The following is an 18127-nucleotide window of genomic DNA, read 5'->3' as shown; positions in this document are numbered from 1 at the left end:
TTCAGTTTGTCCAATGATTAAGACGCGAGTTGCAGCTTGAATTTGCGACAAAAGAAAAAGGCGACGAACGTCGCCCCTAAATCAATCTCACCCACGCATCGGTTCAGCGCGCACCGGTTTATCACCGGCAACAAAGTAATCCGCTTCGCTGCGCGGCAGCGGCTGGCGGCCACGAATGTTGTCTGCGATTTTCTCGCCGATCATGATGGTAGTGGCATTGAGGTTACCGGTGATGATCAACGGCATAATCGAGGCATCCACCACGCGCAGGGCTTCGACGCCATGCACGCGGCCTTCGCCATCAACTACCGACATCTCGTCAGTACCCATTTTACAGGTGCCGCACGGGTGATAAGCCGTTTCGCCATGATTGCGCACAAACTCATCCAACTGCTCATCGGTCTGGCAATCCAGGCCTGGGCTGATTTCTTTGCCGCGATATTTATCCAGCGCCGGCTGGTTAATGATTTGGCGCGTGATACGAATCGCATCGCGGAACTCTTGCCAATCCTGCTCGTGTGACATGTAGTTGAACAGAATCGCCGGATGGCGGCGCGGATCGCGTGATTTCAGACGCACATGGCCGCGGCTCGGTGAGCGCATCGAACCAACGTGACACTGGAAACCGTGCGCTTCCACCGCGTTCGAGCCGTTATAGTTAATCGCTACCGGCAGGAAGTGATACTGAATATTCGGCCAGCTGAACTCTTCACGGCTGCGAATAAAACCACCGCCTTCAAAGTGGTTGCTGGCGCCGACGCCGGTGCCGTTAAACAGCCACTCAGCACCAATTTTCGGCTGGTTCCACCACTTTAATGCCGGATAGAGCGATACCGGCTCTTTGCACTCATATTGCAGGTACATTTCGAGGTGATCCTGCAAGTTCTCGCCTACGCCCGGTAAATCATGCACCAGCGGGATATCAAACTGTTTCAGCAGTTCAGCGGAACCGACACCGGAGCGTTGCAGAATCTGCGGCGAGGCGATGGCACCGGCGCACAGCAGCACTTCGCGACGCGCATGCGCCTGATGCGAGGTGTTGCTGGAACCCAGCAGATACTGCACGCCAACCGCGCGTTTACCTTCAAACAGAATGCGGTCAGTGGTCGCATGGGTGACGATTTTCAGGTTCGGACGCGTCTTAGCGGTATCGAGATAACCGCGCGCGGTGCTGGAGCGGCGACCTTTCGGCGTCACAAAGCGATCCATTGGCCCGAAGCCTTCCTGCTGATAGCCGTTCAGGTCATCAGTGCGCGGATAACCCGCCTGCACGCCGGCTTCAATCATCGCGGCGAACAGCGGATTGTTGCCAGGTTTACAGGTGGTGATGCTCACTGGACCTTCGCCGCCGTGATAATCGTTGGCACCAATATCGCGCGTTTCAGATTTACGATAGTAGGGCAGGCAGTTCAGGTAGCTCCAGTTTTCCAGACCAGGTTCATTGGCCCAGTTATCGAGATCCATCGCGTTACCACGGATGTAGCACATGCCGTTGATCAGCGACGATCCGCCCAAACCTTTACCGCGTCCGCACTCCATGCGGCGATTGTTCATATACGGCTCTGGTTCGGTTTCGTACGCCCAGTTGTAGCGTTTGCCCTGCAGTGGGAAAGCCAGCGCCGCAGGCATCTGCGTGCGGAAGTCGAAGCGGTAATCTGGGCCGCCCGCTTCTAAAAGCAGCACATTGACGCTGCTATCTTCGGTCAGTCTTGTTGCCAAAACGTTCCCTGCGGATCCGGCTCCGATAATGATGTAATCAAATTCCATTAGTCGTTCCTCAGGTTAAAAGCCAAAATTAAAATACGGACTGAAAACGGGTCATTTCGAGCTGCACAGATTTCACCTGCGTGTAGTTTTGCAGCGTCATCAGGCCATTTTCGCGGCCGACACCCGAATGTTTGTAACCGCCGACAGGCATCGCGGCGTCAGATTCGCCCCAGGTATTGATCCAGCAGATACCCGCTTCAATCTGGTGAATCACGCGGTGCGCGCGGTTGAGATCCTGGGTTACTACACCGGCAGCCAGGCCAAATTCGGTGGCGTTGGCGCGGCGAACCACTTCTTCTTCGCTTTCGTAGCTCAGAATCGACATTACCGGTCCGAAGATCTCTTCGCGCACAATGGTCATCTCATCACGGCAGTCGGTGAATACAGTCGGCTCTACCCATGCGCCGTTATCGAAAGCTGCGCCACTCAGGCGTTTACCGCCACACAGTAGACGCGCACCTTCGCTGATGCCGGATTCAATGAAGCGCATCACGTTGTCGCGATGTGCGAAGCTGACCAGCGGACCGAAGTTGGTATCAGGATGGTTGAGATCGCCCGCCTTGATGCGCGCCACGCGCTCGGCGATTTTCGCTTCAAACGCCGCTTGCAACGTAGCCGGGATAAACACGCGCGTGCCGTTGGTGCAAACCTGACCCGAGCTGTAGAAATTCGCCATCATGGCGATATCAGCGGCGAGGTCGAGATCGGCGTCATCGAAGATAATCAGCGGTGATTTGCCGCCCAACTCCATGGTGACGTCTTTCAGCGTGGAACCGGCCGCATTCGCCATCACTTTCTTACCGCTGGCGACGCCGCCGGTGAAGGAGACTTTATCGATGCCCGGATGATCGGTGAGTAGCTGGCCGGTGACCGCGCCGCGACCGTTCAACACGTTGAACACACCATTCGGCACGCCCGCTTCGGTGTAGATTTCTGCCAGTTTCAGCGCGGTGAGCGGCGTGACTTCGCTCGGTTTGAAGATCATCGCGTTACCGGCGGCCAGCGCAGGTGCAGATTTCCACAAAGCGATCTGAATCGGATAGTTCCACGCGCCGATACCGGCCACCACGCCCAGCGGTTCGCAGCGGGTATACACGAAAGAGGTATCGCGCAGCGGGATTTGCTGGCCTTCCAACGAAGGAATCAAGCCCGCGTAGTACTCCAGCACGTCGGCACCGGTCACAATATCCACATATTGGGTTTCGCTCAGCGGTTTGCCGGTGTCGAGGGTTTCCAGCGCGGCCAGTTCATCATTGCGCTCACGCAGAATATCGACCGCACGACGCAGGATGCGCGAACGTTCCATGGCGGTCATCGCCGCCCAGACTTTCTGGCCTTTTTTCGCTGCGGCAACGGCGCGATCAACGTCTGCGCGATCGGCTTCATGCACGTCGGCCAACACTTCGCCGTTTGCCGGATTGATGGTCTGGAATGTGTTACCTGCCGCAGCGGGAACCAATGCGCCATCAATATAAAGGTGTTGCTCGGTGAATCGGGACATGATTTCTCCTTCCTCAGTGATTCTGGTCAGCCAATTGCTGACGAATGAATTGGGTGGTGAGCTGTCTGGCAATAGCCAAATCGAACGGTTTGCCACTGAGCGCCGCGCGCAGCCACAGGCCATCAATCAGCGAGGCGAGGCCATGTGCCGCCAGGCGCGCCTTTTCGCGCGGAATAACGCGACGAAACTCGGCTGCCAGCGTGGAAAACAGACGACGGCTGCTTACGCGTTCTAAGCGGCCCAACTGTGGCTGATGCATGCTGCTGGCCCAGAAATCCAGCCAGGCTTTCATCGCGGCGCTGTGCACCTGCGAATCATCAAAGTTGCCTTCCACAATCGCCAGCAGGCGCGCTTCGGTGCTGGCGTCGGCCAGCGGTTTTAACCTTGCTGCTACCGCATCACGCAGCTGACGTGTTACGTCACGCATCGTGGCTTCCAGCAGACCGTTCTTGTCTTTGAAGTAGTGGCTGATGATGCCTGTCGATACACCAGCACGTCGCGCAATCTGCGCAATGGTGGCGTCGTTGATCCCGACTTCGTTAATGGTGCTCAGGGTCGCATCAATCAGTTGCCGACGACGTATCGGCTGCATTCCCACCTTTGGCATAACACTCCAGCTCCACCGCAATGTAAGGACACTATTAAAACTTTTTTTGATTGCACGTTCAATATAAAAAAGAAATTTGTTAGGATGCTGTGCTTGGATTGTTACAAAAACGAAGCGGTAAGTTGAAGGGAACTCAGCAGGTGCGTACTCACGCGCACCCCATGAAAACCGCACTTTCCCTCGTTGGGACGCCATTAATGGCGACCTGATTGAGCTTTTTTGGCACGTACTACAGGAAATTAACCAGAGGTAATCGATGATTAATCCACCTGCCAGTGAAAAAGACAGAATCAATCCTGTGGTGTTTTACACCTCAGCCGGACTGATTCTGACATTTTCACTTGTCACGATTTTTTACAGCGAACTCGCTGCCAGCTGGCTTCTGACCGCCGTCAATTGGGTCACGTCCACGTTTGGCTGGTACTACATGCTCGCTGCCACGCTGTACATCGTGTTCGTCATCTATATGGCGTGTTCTCGCTACGGCGCGATCAAACTCGGGCCGGAGCAATCTAAACCCGAGTTCAGTTTACTGAGCTGGTCGGCGATGCTGTTTGCCGCCGGTATCGGTATTGACCTGATGTTCTTCTCGGTTGCCGAACCGGTAACGCAATATATGCAGCCGCCAGAAGGTGCAGGGCAGACCATGGAAGCCGCGCGTCAGGCGATGGTGTGGACGCTGTTCCACTACGGCGTCACCGGCTGGTCGATGTACGCATTGATGGGTATCGCGCTCGGTTACTTCAGCTATCGCTACAACCTGCCGCTCACCATCCGCTCCGCGCTCTATCCGATTTTCGGCAAACGCATTAATGGCCCGATTGGTCACACGGTGGATATTGCTGCCGTGATCGGCACCATCTTTGGTATCGCCACCACCTTAGGGATTGGTGTGGTGCAACTGAATTACGGCCTCAACGTGCTGTTTGATGTGCCGGAAGGTTTCACGGCGCAGGCGGCGCTGATTGTGCTGTCGGTGATCATCGCCACCATTTCAGTGACCTCCGGCGTGGACAAAGGCATCCGTATTCTCTCTGAGCTGAACGTCGCGCTGGCGCTGGGCTTGATTCTGTTCGTGCTGTTTATGGGCAAAACCGATTTCCTGCTCAACGCGCTGGTGCTGAACGTCGGTGACTACGTCAATCGCTTTATGGGTATGACGCTTAACACCTTTGCCTTCGACCAGCCGCGCGAGTGGATGAATAGCTGGACGCTGTTCTTCTGGGCGTGGTGGGTTGCCTGGTCACCGTTTGTCGGCTTGTTCCTCGCACGTATTTCGCGTGGTCGCACCATTCGTGAGTTCGTGTTGGGTACGCTGATTATCCCGTTCACCTTTACGCTGCTGTGGTTGTCGGTGTTTGGTAACGCGGCGCTGTATGAAATCATTCACGGCGACGCGGGCTTTGCCCAGGAAGTGATGGCGCATGCCGAACGCGGCTTCTACAGCCTGCTGGCGCAGTATCCGGCGTTTAAATTCAGTGCTTCGGTAGCCACCATCACCGGTATGCTGTTCTACGTGACGTCGGCGGATTCTGGTTCGCTGGTGCTGGGTAACTTCACCTCGAAGCTGAAAGACATCAACAGCGATGCACCAAACTGGCTGCGTATCTTCTGGTCAATTGCGATTGGTGTGCTGACGATGGGTATGCTGATGACCAACGGGATCTCTGCCTTGCAGAACGCCACGGTGATCATGGGCTTACCGTTTAGCTTTGTGATCTTCTTTGTGATGGCCGGGCTGTATAAATCGCTGAAGGTGGAAGATCACCGCCGCGCCAGCGCCAGCCGCGACACTGCGCCGTACATTCCGGCCAGTAACGATCGCCTGAGCTGGAAAAAACGCCTGTCACGCCTGATGAACTATCCGGGCACGCGCTACACGCAGAAGATGATGGAAGAGGTGCTGTTCCCGGCGATGCAGGATGTGGCGAAAGAGCTGGAGCTGCGCGGTGGACGTATCTCGCTGGAGCGAGCCGAGCCAGAAGAGGGGCAGCCGCTGGGCCACCTTGATCTGCGCGTGTTGCTGGGCGAAGAGCAGGATTTCGTTTATCAAATCTGGCCGCAGCAGTATTCGGTTCCGGGCTTTACCTATCGCGCTCGCAGCGGTAAATCGACCTATTACCGTCTGGAAACCTTCCTGCTGGAAGGCAGCCAGGGCAACGATTTGATGGACTACAACAAAGAGCAGGTGATTATCGATATTCTCGATCAGTACGAACGCCACCTGAACTTTATCCATCTGCATCGTGAAGCGCCGGGCAGCAATATGACGTTCCCGGACGTTTAATCAATGCAAGCCGCGGCGCGGTTAACCGCGCCGCTATGGCAATACCAAGCTTTATTGTGCACGACGACGAAAAATATAAAAATTGGCAAACGATGTGTTATTTTGATCGTGAACGTTAAAAGGATATTTGTTAGGGATCAGCTTATAAAATTCCCATGTGTAAGCCATATTTTTTATCACCCATTGGGTGAACTTACGATGGCGAACATGTTTTACATGGCCCCCAAGTAACTGGTTTAGTTTTTCATCATTCGAAGCGTAAATAATAACAAACCGACTCGACGCACTAAATAACGTGTCCATGTATTTTTCAAATACATCATCTTCAATCAAATGGTAAAGCACATCAAGTGACAATACCAATTCGGCTTGTTGACCACTCCATTGATCAACCGGGTAAAAGTCTTTTGTCGGATCGCTGGCATACATTTTTTTACAGCGTTGCAAAGCATGTTCTGAAATATCAAAGCCGGTGTAACGTGGATAGCATGCAAGTGACAATTGATTACCGTCACCACAACCGAACTCCATCACTGACAGAATATTTTCGTCGGTGACAAAATCATTAATGACTTCAGCTTTGAAATCAGCCAAACATCCGTATGAACCCGCACCTGAATTTCCTTGTAAACGATAGCGGTCGTCCCAATATTGTGCTGAGTGTTCAAAAGATAATGTTTCATTTTTCATAATAAAGTACTCAAAGTATCAAATAGCTAACGGATAGAAATTATCTGGAATATCTACGTCGTTAAGAATGGCAGTTTTAAGTGCAGCGATTGAAGTTGCATCGCTGGTGGCATCATTTGCCAGCACAAAAAAACGATGATAGATATCCTGAGAATTTTCGCGGACGTAATTTCTGATTTCTTCTGGGGAAAACGAGTCCATAATCAAGACGGGAAGGCTCGAAAAGGGTAGTTTTTTGTCAGAAACAAAGATTATGTTGAAACGCTTATCTTCCTGCATTCTCAACCATTGTGCTTGTTTAATGAGGTTTTGATCTGAGGCACCAATGGCATTTAATACAACCGTGATGCTATCCAGGTCGGTTGCCGAATACAGCGTTGCACGACGGTCCGCCACAAAACCCTCAATATCTTTGCGCTTCAGACCCGTAAATAATGATTCATAGCGATAACGTTTGAGTATGCTTTCAAATATCCGATACTCATAAGTTGTATCCGATAATTTTCCTATTCCAGTCAAATTGCTTTCATGCAGCCGATAATTGATATTACATTGGGCAGTGAAGGCTATCTTGGCACAACCCGCTGCGCGGGACCAAAACTCATAATCATGGGCGCGTGGATAGTTAATATCATAACCACCAACCTGAGTATAAATAGAACGTCGTACGCAGCAGCCCGGATTAGATATAAAATTACCGTGAGGCAGTTGCGTTAACCAATTTTGTGGTGGGTGATTAAAAATCGAGTAATACTTTTTCTCTCCATCGAGTGACTCAAGACCACAGGAAATAACATCGACCTGAGGCCAGCGTTGTAGCAGTGTTCGATAGTGAGATAGAGCATTGCTATGCAAAATATCATCACTGTCCAGCCATACCAGAAATTCTCCACGTGCTTCTGCAATGCAACGATTACGTGTATCGGGTGCATTAGAATGCGGCTTGCAAATGATGTGCAGTCGGGAATCATCTATATGTGCGAGAGAAGCAACGCTATTATCGCTAGAACCATCATCCACGACGATCACTTCGAAATTAGCGTCACGCTGGTTTAACGCTGAACTCACCGCTGTAAGAAGATAACGCTCTCGATTGTAGCAGGGGATTAGAATTGAAATCAGTGATGATGAAATAATATCAGGCCGCCAGATAGCAGGATATTGCTCAACTAAAGCCTGTTGCTGCAGCAGCGTCTGAGCTTCGAGAATATAGCTTTCAGGCGATAAATTGCCCTCGAGGACGCGTGTAACAGCGTCTCCGATTGAGGTGAAGAGATATTCTCCAGGCAAATATTCGCTCAGGCCGCCGTGTGCATGAAATGCGATGGGTTTTAATCCTGCCATCATGGCTTCGAATATTCCCATGCCCTGTGATTCATTATAACTTGCGGAGAGGATAAATGACTTATCTGCATACCAATCAGGCATGTTTGAACTCGGTAAGTTTCCACAAATCACAATGTTGCGGCTTAAACCATAAACATCAATAAGATGACAAAAACTATCATAAAGACATTGGTCTTCTACTCTGCCAGCAATGAAAAGTTTATAACGCGCGTCTTTTTTTACAAGCGCCTGCATTATTGGCAGCAGTAAAATCAAATTCTTCTGCGCTGCAAAGCGAGCAACACAAGCTAAGTAAAAAGGATTTCTTTTTTTTGTTGTTTGCTTAAGAGGTTGATGATCACATAAGTTGGCTAGAACTGTGACTTTAAGGTGAGGGGGTAAGTTTGAACCCAGTAAAGAAATGAAGCGTTTTTTCATTGCCTGGCTAACGAGAATAACTTCGTCAATGTTATTCCAGTCCGCCTGCAAAAAGTGATCGCCATACAGCTCATAGCGATGTATACGGCAAACAATACGGCAGTATTTGGGCAACTTACTGGCGCTAATAACCGCCGAGTCACCCCATTCAAACCACGCAGTATCGCAATGCTGCATTGCTGCAAGTAACGAATTTTCAGTGAGATTTAGCTGACTTAACTCAGTAACATGATGCCCTTGCTCACGCATAAGACGCATAACAGGCTGCATAAAATGCAAATTATCGTTGGTTGCGTGAACCAGAATGCGCTGTTTGCCTTCACTTAATGCCACAAATTGATGCGTAAGGGGTTGATCGGTTTGTCCGACGCAATGAAAGCCTTGTTGCTTTAGCTGCCATGAAATTTCAGCGAATTTATCTGGATTTGCACCAAGAAGTATAACTGGCGAACCTTGTTTTGCAGATTCCTGAATGATGTCGAGTTGGGATTCAAGCGACCTGTCAGCCACGATTGTGTTGTTTAAGTTCATTTATGTGTGCCAGATTATTAATTTTACAATGGCCTCAAATGATCGCAGAGAGATCGCGCATGTCAGGCACTCCTCTAATTCGACACAGCTAAGCAGATTCTTAAATTTTGCCTTTTTGATAAACTGATTTGAGCTGATTCTTCTTTTCCATCGTGCACATTCCCAAATAACAGCTAAGCTTTCAGGCTGATTAAATGGGGGATGAAATGAAATTAGGCTTTGCTTGTAAGTATCTGGATCAACAGGCTAAACAGCCGTATCCCTTCAAAAGCACCACGCGCACGCGTTTTCTTAGCCTTGATGATGATTCACGTATCACACTGCTGAACCAGCTGGCGCAAAACAATCTGCACAATCTCCTTCTCACGCTCGGACAGCTTGCCACTCAGCCGGACGCGCTGCGCATGATGCGCATCGGCAGCGATCTATTGCCGCTGTATACCGTGCCGGAAGCAACGCAGCTATATGGTGAATTGTTGTCCGACCTCACGCCGTTATTTTGTCGTTGTGGCGAGCTGGCGCGTGCCAATAATATCCGCCTGTCATTCCATCCCGGCCAATATACGGTGCTGGCCTCCGATAACGATGGCGTGGTCGATCGCGCGATTGAGGATGTGGAATATCATGCCACCTGCGCGGTATTAATGGGTTATGGCCGCCAGTTTCAGGATTTCAAAATCAACATCCATATGAACGGCAAAAAGGGCTATGAGGGATTTCGCGCCGCGTTTCTGCGGCTGAGTCCTGAAGCGCGCAATATGCTGACGGTTGAGAATGATGAAATATCCTGTTCGCTGGACGATGTGTTGCAGGCACGTGAGCTGTGTCCGGTGGTGCTGGATATTCACCATCATTGGGTGAAAGAGAATCACTATATTCAGGCAGACGATACGCGCATCGCGCTAATCAAAGAATCATGGCGCGGAGTAAGGCCAGTTTTGCACTATTCAATTGCGCAGGAAGGTCTGATTCCCGATCACGGTTTCCCGGATCAGCAGGATTTGGCGGTATCGAAAAGCAAACTTCGCGCCCATGCCGATTATTATTTCAATCAAAGCTTAAATGATTGGGCGCTGTCGTTTAACGCCTTCGATATTATGTGCGAAGTGAAGATGAAGAATTTAGCGCGCGACCGCCTTTATGATTATGCGATTGCGCGCCAGATTATCACGGCGCCGTAATTACAATCGCCACGCGGCGATTTTGCGCGCGGTCCTGCGCATTGTTATTGCTGGCAATCGGTGCGCTCATGCCTAATCCGCGCGTAATAATATTTTCGCGCGGAATCGCTGCACCTGCTGCCCATTGTGTCGCGACAGCGTTGGCTCTTTTCAATGACAGTTGCTGGTTGTAATCCGCTTTGCCGTAATTATCGGTATGACCATCAATACGCACATGGTTAATGCCGGTCGACGCCAGATTTTTCGCCATTGACTGAATATTCTCTTTGCTGGCGGGAGTGAGTTGCGCTTCATTGACGCCGAACAGGATTTTGTCCGACAAGCCTAATCCCCAGCCTTCGGTATTTTGGCTGAATCCAGCATTGCGCATTGCTGCAATCTGCTCGTCACTGAAACGTCCCTTTGTCTGGCAACCGACCAGCGCTAACACACACACCATCAGGAAAATTTTCATCTTCATATCCGCACCTTACTCATTCCCTTGTTTTTGTACATGTTCATATCTGCGCGTTCCAGAATCGACTCAACGCTATCACCGTGCTGCGACCAGGCGTAACCAATAGTCACCGAGGTAGAAATTGGTGTGCCTTCCGCAATAATGATTTTCTGGCTAATCGATTCGCTAATATCCTGCATCAGCAACTGCAGTTGTGCGTCGCTGGCGCGGCTGCTTACCAGCATGGCAAACTCATCGCCGCCTAATCGGGCGACCAGATCCTGCTTATAAGCCAATGTCGAAAGCCGTGAACCAATGGCTTTGAGCACCTCATCACCGGCCGCATGGCCCCAATTATCGTTGATGCTTTTAAAGCGATCGCCATCGAGAAACAGCAAAACGAAGCGCTCTTTCGCCAATTGCTGATCGAGCAACTGTGTTAAGCGCGCGACAAAAGCGGCGCGATTGGCGAGGCCGGTCAAGGGATCTTCCAGCGCTTTAGCCGCCAGCGTGCGGTTATCGCGCATCAGAGAAGCCTGCAGTGTCTGCATCTCGGTCAGCAACGAGTTGAGGTCATTTGAAAACAGCTGAAACTCGCGCGTCGGACTCTCCGGAATACGTAAGGAAAAATCACCGGAATGGATCACATAGTGAATCGAGCTGGTGATGTTGCGCAGCGAGGCGAGAATGCCGCGATGGAGAAACTCACTCAGCAGGAATGAAATGATTAATACACATAGCATGCCGCTGGTCAGAATCATCAGCGAATAACGAATGAAATCAGCCGCGCCGGTCACCGTACCTTCCAGCGTCAGCGTACCGACATTGGTTTCAGAGTGGATAATATTAACGCTAAACGGTTTGAGATAAATCCACTCACGTAATAAACGCGGATACCAGCCGGTTTGTTCCTGTTGATCATGCCAGTCAACTAAAACGGTTTGATCGTCAGTCACTAATTTCGCCGAATCAAACATACCTTCATTGCCGAGACGCGCGATTTTATTATGCGCGTCGTAGCTGTCTTCAAAAACCGTGGCGGCGGTCAGCGTGGTGCTGAGCGTGGCGGCAATTAATTCGAGGTTTCTTTTCTCGTAGCTTTTAATAAACAGCAGGGAAGTCGATGAGAGCAACAGCCAGCACAGCAGTAAAATAACCGCCGAGTTTATGGTGCTGATCTTGCGCAACTTGTTGCGAATCGATGATTTGTCGTTGATTGAATTTTCTAATTTCATCTTATTTGCTTCCATTGCGGGACAGCAACAGCACGTCCGGACTCACCTTGACGCCGCTCCTGGCAAGCGAATCAAGGTTGACTGAGAACAGCGTGTGATCTGATTTAAAAATCAGGCAGAAAGCCGCCCCGACGGTACATTCCGCATTGTTCTCTGCAAGGGTTAATACCGCTTTACCCTTGAAGCGATTTAATAGTTCTAACTGTTGTTCTGGTGTCTGATCGCCAAAATAGACCGCATCGCACTGTTGCGTCGTTAGTTCGCTCTCGCTGGCAAGATAAACCACGCTGAACGGTACCGCTGAGGGCACTTTATTTTGTGGCAGCGAAAGATGCTGTGCAGAAGAAAATACGCAAAGCTGAGGCGCGCGGGTTAATCCCGGCCAATGGGTAAAACTAATAATGCCGCTGACAATGCGATTAGCTTTATCGTCTTTTATTTCAGCGATTGCTGAGCGAGAAATAAACAGCAGCAGAAAAAGGGCCGTAATGACGATTTTGCAAATGTGGAGCAGGGAAAGCAGCACGTCGGCTTCCCGAAGAATTTGATGTTTACGTAACATACTGCGTTCCCGAAAGTTCTTCGCATTATTCAGCGCGCAAATATTACCATCGCTGCGGTTAAAAAAGTACACATGTCCCCCGTAGGGTCGCCATTCATGGCGACCTTGCATGCATAAATGCACACCCTGAGAAAATCCCAGCGATATTAGTACCTGTCGATGCGCGAAATTATTTTATGGATAAACGGCCAAAAAGGGCGCATTTCGCCAAAATGTGATCCAGCACACATTTATCGACCTGATAACAAATGTGCGTGAAAGCGGCTCAAAACGCTGATGATGAGCAAATTAGCGACAAATCTGCATCTACTGGCAGTTTTTTCATTAGCATCGCTTACACATTTGCGCCGCAAACAAACCGCGCGATGAACATGGTTTTCGATTGCGAAACAATTCGACATATTTATCGAGGTGAGGCTTTTTCACATTCTGGCAGGATACGCAACATTCAGTACATCCTGGTCACCGTGTCATGCAGTGGTTTTCAAAAAACGCCGTTTTTTTTGCTGTAAAAACCTGTCTGGCCGCCTTTCTGGCACTCTATTTCGCACTCGAATTGAACCTGGATAAACCGGCCTGGGCGGTGACCACGGTTTTGCTCGCGTCACAGCTCTATTCCGCCTCAACCATTTCCAAATCGGTGTTCCGCTTGCTGGGCACCTTATTAGGTGGCGTGTTCGTTTTCTTTATTTTTCCGCCAACCGTGCAGCATCCGCTGCTGTTCTGTTTCTGCATTTCGCTGTGGGTCAGCGTTTGCCTTTATCTGTCGCTGCACGACCGCACGCCGAAAAGTTACGTGTTTATGCTGGCCGGTTACAGCGCGGCGATCATGGGTTTTCCGGAAGTCACCACGCCACTGTCGATCACCAGCACGGTGATTTCACGTATCGAAGAGATTACGCTCGGCATCGTCTGCAGCAGCCTGGTGCACGCGCTGCTGTTTCCGGTTTCGATGCGCAGCCTGCTGGAGCAGAGCGTCAGCCACTGGTATCTCAACGCGCGCAAACTGTGCAGCGATCTGCTTTCTGGGATTCCAAGCGACAGTTCGCCCGAACGTGATGATATTCTGATCCGCATGGCGACCCATCCGCAGCAGGTGGAAGTGCTGATCACCCATTGCGTCTATGAAGGTGATGCCGCGCGGCGACTGATTCGCCTGGTGAGCGTGCAGTATCAACATCTCTCCTATTTGATCCCAACGTTAACGGCTATTGAAATGCGCCTGCAGCGGCTTTCTACGCTGCAAATCGCTTTTCCGGAAAACGTGGCACAGACCTTTCAGCTGTTTCTGCAGTGGCTCAACGACGGTGAAGCGGTAGGGGAAACCAGCGGCATTCAACAGACGTTGAGTGATTGCCAGGCTGAAATTAATCTCGCCTGGCAAAAAGGCGAATTGCCCACCGAAAACTGGCTGCTGTTTACCGGATTAATGGAACGGCTGGCGGATTTCGTGCGCATTGCGGGTGCCTATCAAAGCGTCGGCGGATTGGTGAGCGATCTCTCGGGCGACACCACACTGGCGCGCGGCAAACGCACGCACCGCTTTTTCGATAAAGGATTAATCCGGCTGTCGGCATTAACCGCGTTTTGTGCCACCTTTGGTTCCTGCTTGTTGTGGATGGGAACGGGCTGGCGTGATGGCGCATCGGCGCCGGTGATGGCGGCAATTCTCTGCTCATTACTCGCCAGCCAGGATACGCCGCTGACCTCGATGAAGCTGTTTGTGCGCGGCGTGATCGTGGCGATCATTATCAGCGTGATTTACGTGGCGCTTTTGATCCCGCAAGCCACCTCATTCGAAGCCCTGATGATTTGCCTCGCGCCCGGCCTGATGTTGCTGGCGCTGATGATTGCGCGTCCCTCCACCAACATGATTGGCCTGAGCGTGGCGATTCAGATCCCCGGCTTTATTGGCCTTGGCCACCATTTAAAACCCGATCTGGTGCTGCTGATCAACAACGCGATTGCTACCATGGCGGGCGTAATGTTTGCGGTAATCATCACCGCCATCATGCGCAACAAACGACCCTCGTGGACCGCGCGCCGCGCCGTGCGGCAAGGTCTGCGCGAGCTGCTGCGCTTTATTAAAGAGACCGAGCGCAATGGTTCGTCACTGCTGGGACGTCAACGTTTTATCAGCCTGATGCTGGATAAAGTGAACGTGGTGCTGCCGCGTTTACGCCTCGATCCGCATCCCGATATGCGTTCGGCTGGCATGTTGCTCAAGGAAGTGTGGCTGGGCGTTAACAGCTTTGACTATTACGCGCGCCACAAGGAGTTGCTGCAGCAATATCAGCTGGATAGCGGTCAGATGTTTCATGAGCTGGCGCTGTTTCTCAAGCGCCGCCTAAAGTCTCTGCAAACGCCACCGCATGCGGATTTGCAGGAGGAGCTGGATTTGCTGCTGCTGAAGCTGGAGCAACTGGCGAAACGCGACGAAAGGGTGCTAACGCCGCTGTTCCATCTGTTCAGTATTCGGCTCTATCTGTTCCCGCAACAAGCGTGGCCAACCGCAACGTCGCGCCGCACTTAGTAGGGTCGCCATTCATGGCGACCACCTATTTAAATCGCGTCCAGATTCCGCCCGTTGCTGGCGATCACTTGCTTGTACCACCAGAACGATTTTTTGCGGATGCGTTCAAGGCTGCCGTTGCCTTTATCATCACGATCGACATAAACAAATCCGTAACGCTTACTCATTTCGCCGGTCGATGCCGCCACCAAATCAATGCAGCCCCACGTGGTATAACCGATCAGCGGAATGCCATCGGCAATCGCTTCGCCCATTGCCTGAATGTGTTCCTTCAGGTAGCTGATGCGGTAATCATCGTGAATCTCGCCGTCGGCGTTGATTTCATCGTGCGCACCGAGCCCGTTTTCCACCAGGAACAGCGGCTTCTGGTAGCGGTCATACATCATGTTCATGGTGATGCGCAGGCCAAGCGGATCGATGCCCCAGCCCCAATCGCTGCGTTTGACATGCGGATTGGTCAGCGATTTCACCACGTTGGCGGCGCTGCTGTTTTGCTCGTTCATCTCTGCCGAGGCGCAGCGTGAGGCGTAATAGCTGAAGGAGACGAAATCGACGGTGTGACGCAGCGTGGCGGCATCTTCCGGTTCCATCGCAATCTCCACGCCTTTCTCGCGGAACACCCGCGCGGCATAGGAAGGATAAGCGCCGCGCGCCTGCACATCGATAAAGAACAGGTTTTCGCGATCCTTCTCCAGCGCCGCCCACACGTCTTCCGGCTTGCACGACCACGGATAGAAGTTGCCGCCCGCCAGCATGCAGCCAACCTGGTTTTCCGCGTTGATTTCATGGGCGATTTTGGTCACCAGCGCGCTCGCAACCAGCTCATGATGCGCCGCCTGATACTTCACTTGCTCGGGGTTTTCGCCCGGTTCGAACACCAAACCTGCGCCAGAAAACGGGCTGTGCAGCAGGATATTGATCTCGTTAAAGGTCAGCCAATACTTCACTAAACCGTTAAATTCTTCAAAGCAGGTACGCGCGTAGCGGCTGAAAAATTCGATCATTTTGCGATTGCGCCACGAACCGTATTCGGTCACCAGATTCATCGGTACATCGAAGTGGCACAGCGTCACCAGCGGCGTGATGCCATATTTCTGACACTCTTCAAACAGGCTGCGATAGAACGCAATGCCTTCCGCGTTTGGCGTCAATTCATCGCCTTGCGGATAAATACGGCTCCAGGCAATTGAGGTGCGGAACACGGTGAAACCCATTTCCGCCATCAGCGCGATATCGTCTTTGTAGCGACGGTAGAAATCGATGGCGTCATGGCTTGGGTAATATTCATCACTGTGCAGTGCGAAGCGCTTCTCCTGACCCAGCTTTACCGGCATGCGATGCGCGCCGTGCGGGATCATATCCACCGTGGTCAAGCCTTTACCGCCCGCCAGATAGCTCCCCTCTGACTGATTGGCGGCTAACGCGCCGCCCCACAAAAATCCCTCTGGAAATGTCACTTCAGACATAAAAACCTCTTTTACACCTTGGATAAATTAACGTTGCCGGGTTTGGCCTCATCCGTTACCGGCTTAGCCTGCACGGGCTCGGTGACCGGAATATCTTCAAAGCCGAGAATCAACGTAAGAATGAAGGAGAGCACCACCGACAGCACCATCACGCCGCCGACCCACACGATGCTCATCGGATTGGTGGGATCGAAAAACTGCACGCTGGTGAACAGGCCGGGCGAGGCCATCGAATGGCTGGCGAGCCCACCAATCCCGGCCACCGCGCCGCAGATAAAGCCACTGATCAGGCTGGCGATCAGCGGGCGTTTCAACCTGACCGCTACGCCGTACAGCGCCGGTTCAGAAATGCCCGCAACAATCGCCGATGCCGCCGCCGCAAACGCGGTTTGACGCAATTCAGGGTTTTTGGTTTTGAATGCTACCGCCAGCGAGGAACCGCCCAGCGACAGATTGGCGCCAATTTCCGACGGCATCACCATGCCTTCTTTGCCGGTTTCGGCGATGGTTTGAATAATGGTTGGGGTAAACACGCGATGCATGCCGGTCATCACCAGCAGCGGCCACAGCGCGCCCATGATCGCCACCGACAACCAGCCAAGATAGCCGTGAATGGTGTAAACTAGCGCCGAAATACCGCTACCAATCCAGATGCCGAGCGGTCCGATCAGCACAATAGCGATCGGCGCAGCCACCAGCACAATCAGCATCGGCTTGAGGAAGTTCTTGGTAACCGCCGGTGTGATGCGATCGATCCAGTATTCGATGTGCGACAGAATCCACGTCATCACCAACGCCGGAATCACCGTGTAGGTGTATTTCACCGCCGTCACTGGAATGTAGGCAAATTCCACCGCCTGGCCTTGCGCCGCTTTCGCCATCAAATCGACAAAGTTGGGATGCACCAGCACGCCCGCGATGGCAATCGCCAGCGACATATTGGTTTTGAATTTCAGCGCGGCTGAAGCGGCCACCATAATCGGCAGGAAGAAGAACGCGCCGTCACCAATCACGTTAAGGATGATCAGCGTCGAGGAGCCTTTCTCCAGCACGCCGCTCATCTCCAGCACCATCGCCAGCAGCTTCACCATCGAGCCACCAATAATCGCCGGGATCAGCGGCGACATGGTGCCCACCAGCGCATCCAGAATCCCGGCACCGATGCTGCGCAGGGTGATTTTGCGTTTCACTGGCGCTGAGCCATCGCTGTTCGGTGTGCCGAGTTTCAACACTTCCTGATAGGCGAGGTTCACGTTGTTGCCAATAATCACCTGACATTGCGTATCGGTATGCACCACGCCCATCACGGCGGGAATGGCTTTCAGCACGGCGTTGTCAATGTGCGCGCTGTCTTTGACCACGAAACGCAGGCGCGTCATGCAGTGCGTCACCGCTTCGATATTGTTCAGGCCGCCGAGCGCAGCCACGATGGCGCGCGAGACGTCCGCATAATTTTTAGCCATGGATTTTTGATCTCTGATTATTTGGTAGAGGTACAGCGGTTTTCTGCGTGATTTTTAATCATAAGAAACCGGTTTCACAAAATCATGAAGATGTGATGTAAACC

At 51.9% G+C, this 18127-nt stretch carries 13 protein-coding genes; 3 read left to right on the top strand and 10 right to left on the bottom strand.

Annotated features, from left to right (window positions below):
- Positions 1-87: 87 nt before the first annotated feature.
- Genes betA through betI form a run of 3 tightly spaced genes read right to left on the bottom strand, consistent with a single transcriptional unit; the run spans position 88 to position 3875 of the window.
- The gene (gene betA, locus NR302_RS22280) at positions 88-1767 is read right to left on the bottom strand and encodes a choline dehydrogenase (protein WP_256698645.1); all 1680 of its coding nucleotides are present in this window, start codon (positions 1765-1767) and stop codon (positions 88-90) included.
- A gap of 28 nt (positions 1768-1795) precedes the next feature.
- On the bottom strand, positions 1796-3268 hold the full coding sequence (gene betB / locus NR302_RS22275; protein WP_258145320.1) for a betaine-aldehyde dehydrogenase: 1473 nt from the start codon (positions 3266-3268) through the stop codon (positions 1796-1798).
- A gap of 13 nt (positions 3269-3281) precedes the next feature.
- A complete protein-coding gene (gene betI / locus NR302_RS22270; RefSeq protein WP_008106889.1) occupies positions 3282-3875 on the bottom strand; it encodes a transcriptional regulator BetI in 594 nt (197 codons plus the stop codon).
- Positions 3876-4131: 256 nt separating this feature from the next.
- Here betI and NR302_RS22265 point away from each other — a divergent pair, with 256 nt between their 5' ends.
- On the top strand, positions 4132-6162 hold the full coding sequence (locus NR302_RS22265) for a choline transporter (protein WP_008106887.1): 2031 nt from the start codon (positions 4132-4134) through the stop codon (positions 6160-6162).
- A 51-nt stretch (positions 6163-6213) separates the two neighbouring features.
- On the opposite strand, the gene NR302_RS22260 is transcribed toward NR302_RS22265, so the two are convergent.
- Positions 6214-6852: a bifunctional 2-polyprenyl-6-hydroxyphenol methylase/3-demethylubiquinol 3-O-methyltransferase UbiG gene (locus NR302_RS22260; protein ID WP_258145319.1), complete on the bottom strand. Its 639-nt coding sequence runs from the start codon at positions 6850-6852 to the stop codon at positions 6214-6216.
- An 18-nt stretch (positions 6853-6870) separates the two neighbouring features.
- Positions 6871-9147 (bottom strand): glycosyltransferase, encoded by a 2277-nt coding sequence (locus tag NR302_RS22255; RefSeq protein ID WP_258145318.1) that lies wholly within the window; start codon positions 9145-9147, stop codon positions 6871-6873.
- Positions 9148-9353: 206 nt separating this feature from the next.
- Between NR302_RS22255 and NR302_RS22250 the strand changes: the two genes are divergently transcribed.
- Complete coding sequence (locus NR302_RS22250; protein WP_258145317.1) at positions 9354-10328, top strand: UV damage endonuclease UvsE; 975 nt, start codon at positions 9354-9356, stop codon at positions 10326-10328.
- On the opposite strand, the gene NR302_RS22245 is transcribed toward NR302_RS22250, so the two are convergent.
- The 3 genes from NR302_RS22245 to NR302_RS22235 are packed head-to-tail and all read right to left on the bottom strand — an operon-like array spanning position 10315 to position 12561.
- Positions 10315-10788, bottom strand: a complete 474-nt coding sequence (locus NR302_RS22245) for an OmpA family protein (RefSeq protein ID WP_154182826.1) — start codon at positions 10786-10788, stop codon at positions 10315-10317. The genes NR302_RS22250 and NR302_RS22245 overlap by 14 nt on opposite strands.
- Positions 10785-11999, bottom strand: a complete 1215-nt coding sequence (locus NR302_RS22240) for a diguanylate cyclase domain-containing protein (protein ID WP_258145316.1) — start codon at positions 11997-11999, stop codon at positions 10785-10787. The genes NR302_RS22245 and NR302_RS22240 overlap by 4 nt, the downstream gene beginning before the upstream one ends.
- Before the next feature lies 1 nt (position 12000).
- The gene (locus tag NR302_RS22235) at positions 12001-12561 is read right to left on the bottom strand and encodes a YfiR family protein (RefSeq protein ID WP_154191141.1); all 561 of its coding nucleotides are present in this window, start codon (positions 12559-12561) and stop codon (positions 12001-12003) included.
- Positions 12562-13033: 472 nt separating this feature from the next.
- Between NR302_RS22235 and NR302_RS22230 the strand changes: the two genes are divergently transcribed.
- Positions 13034-15094: an FUSC family protein gene (locus NR302_RS22230; protein WP_154191143.1), complete on the top strand. Its 2061-nt coding sequence runs from the start codon at positions 13034-13036 to the stop codon at positions 15092-15094.
- Positions 15095-15123: 29 nt separating this feature from the next.
- On the opposite strand, the gene NR302_RS22225 is transcribed toward NR302_RS22230, so the two are convergent.
- Positions 15124-16560 carry a 6-phospho-beta-glucosidase gene (locus NR302_RS22225; protein WP_258145315.1) on the bottom strand — a complete coding sequence of 479 codons (1437 nt, stop codon included), beginning with the start codon at positions 16558-16560 and terminating at the stop codon, positions 15124-15126.
- A gap of 11 nt (positions 16561-16571) precedes the next feature.
- Positions 16572-18023 carry a PTS cellobiose/arbutin/salicin transporter subunit IIBC gene (ascF, locus tag NR302_RS22220; protein ID WP_258145314.1) on the bottom strand — a complete coding sequence of 484 codons (1452 nt, stop codon included), beginning with the start codon at positions 18021-18023 and terminating at the stop codon, positions 16572-16574.
- Between the last annotated feature and the right edge of the window lie 104 nt (positions 18024-18127).

This window comes from Pantoea sp. SOD02, from assembly GCF_024707505.1.
GTDB lineage: Bacteria > Pseudomonadota > Gammaproteobacteria > Enterobacterales > Enterobacteriaceae > Pantoea > Pantoea symbiotica.
Note: the sequence above shows the minus strand (reverse complement) of the source record. Positions and strands in the feature narration are given on the sequence as shown.

Excerpts from the sequence above, each read along its gene's own strand:
- betI (WP_008106889.1), bottom strand. The coding sequence starts at position 3,875 with ATGCCAAAGGTGGGAATGCAGCCGATACGTCGTCGGCAACTGATTGAT.
- NR302_RS22260 (WP_258145319.1), bottom strand. The coding sequence starts at position 6,852 with ATGAAAAATGAAACATTATCTTTTGAACACTCAGCACAATATTGGGAC.
- NR302_RS22225 (WP_258145315.1), bottom strand. The coding sequence starts at position 16,560 with ATGTCTGAAGTGACATTTCCAGAGGGATTTTTGTGGGGCGGCGCGTTA.
- NR302_RS22250 (WP_258145317.1), top strand. The coding sequence starts at position 9,354 with ATGAAATTAGGCTTTGCTTGTAAGTATCTGGATCAACAGGCTAAACAG.
- NR302_RS22240 (WP_258145316.1), bottom strand. The coding sequence starts at position 11,999 with ATGAAATTAGAAAATTCAATCAACGACAAATCATCGATTCGCAACAAG.
- NR302_RS22245 (WP_154182826.1), bottom strand. The coding sequence starts at position 10,788 with ATGAAGATGAAAATTTTCCTGATGGTGTGTGTGTTAGCGCTGGTCGGT.
- betA (WP_256698645.1), bottom strand. The coding sequence starts at position 1,767 with ATGGAATTTGATTACATCATTATCGGAGCCGGATCCGCAGGGAACGTT.
- NR302_RS22230 (WP_154191143.1), top strand. The coding sequence starts at position 13,034 with ATGCAGTGGTTTTCAAAAAACGCCGTTTTTTTTGCTGTAAAAACCTGT.
- ascF (WP_258145314.1), bottom strand. The coding sequence starts at position 18,023 with ATGGCTAAAAATTATGCGGACGTCTCGCGCGCCATCGTGGCTGCGCTC.
- betB (WP_258145320.1), bottom strand. The coding sequence starts at position 3,268 with ATGTCCCGATTCACCGAGCAACACCTTTATATTGATGGCGCATTGGTT.
- NR302_RS22265 (WP_008106887.1), top strand. The coding sequence starts at position 4,132 with ATGATTAATCCACCTGCCAGTGAAAAAGACAGAATCAATCCTGTGGTG.
- NR302_RS22255 (WP_258145318.1), bottom strand. The coding sequence starts at position 9,147 with ATGAACTTAAACAACACAATCGTGGCTGACAGGTCGCTTGAATCCCAA.
- NR302_RS22235 (WP_154191141.1), bottom strand. The coding sequence starts at position 12,561 with ATGTTACGTAAACATCAAATTCTTCGGGAAGCCGACGTGCTGCTTTCC.